This window comes from Mesorhizobium sp. M2E.F.Ca.ET.209.01.1.1, from assembly GCF_004010375.2.
Taxonomy (GTDB): domain Bacteria; phylum Pseudomonadota; class Alphaproteobacteria; order Rhizobiales; family Rhizobiaceae; genus Mesorhizobium.
On sequence record NZ_SADP02000647.1, the window covers coordinates 1 to 338 of the forward strand.

Below are 338 nucleotides of genomic sequence, written 5' to 3' on the forward strand. Positions count from 1 at the left end.
CTGGTGTTCGACGTCTCGGCTCTGTCTCCATCCTTCCTCGCCTCAGAGATCGCCTGGCCGGTGCTGGGTAGCCTCTATGGCCGTGAGGTCGGCCATGCGATCGGCGTCGTCACCGGCATCGCCAATCACCCCGGCGAGGACGCGCTGAAGGCTTTCGGCGCCGCGGCCGCTTCATCCGGCGCGGTCGGCCTGTTCCATATCGCCGGAGTGACGCCCGAGGCGCCTGATGTCGAAACCGTTCTGGCCGGGTCGGAACCTGAGGCGGTTATCCGCGTCACACCTGAGATGGCGGCGAAGGCCCGCGCCGGCCTGTCGACGGTGTCAACGCCAGAGGCCAT

Annotated in this window: 1 protein-coding gene; it reads left to right on the forward strand. The window is 67.8% G+C overall.

Features of this window, described 5'->3' with window-relative positions; all coding sequences use genetic code 11:
- The coding region (locus tag EN852_RS37280; RefSeq protein ID WP_135879796.1) for an aconitase X at window positions 1-338 on the forward strand (338 nt) is incomplete at both ends.